At 57.1% G+C, this 280-nt stretch carries 1 protein-coding gene; it reads right to left on the bottom strand.

Going from position 1 to position 280, the window contains the following annotated elements; all coding sequences use genetic code 11:
- The coding region (locus AB9F29_RS22500; RefSeq protein ID WP_369757325.1) for an FAD-dependent monooxygenase at window positions 1-280 on the bottom strand (280 nt) is incomplete at both ends.

The raw sequence follows: 280 nt of genomic DNA, 5'->3' as shown, positions 1-280 counted from the left end.
AAGCGCCAGCCCGTAAGTCGCGTAACCCCTGCGCACCAACCATTGAGGCGCGGTTTAATAGATCGACGCCTGTGACGCGTATTTGGGCTTCCAGATGGCGCAACCTGTTATATTTTTCGAGCATTTTTGGGGTCCCAAGGGCCGTTGGATCGGATGTCGCGAGGTCGAGGAGGACGCGTAAGTCGCCTAAACTCATGTTTAAGCCATGTGCACCAATCGGTGGAACAACGTGGGCTGCATCGGCCATCAGCGCCGTGCGTTGGCCATACCTTGTGGCGGC

Source organism: Falsihalocynthiibacter sp. S25ZX9, from assembly GCF_041205405.1.
Classification (GTDB): domain Bacteria; phylum Pseudomonadota; class Alphaproteobacteria; order Rhodobacterales; family Rhodobacteraceae; genus Falsihalocynthiibacter; species Falsihalocynthiibacter arcticus.
The sequence above is the reverse complement of the archived record's forward strand: the minus strand, read 5'-3'. Positions and strand labels throughout refer to the sequence as shown.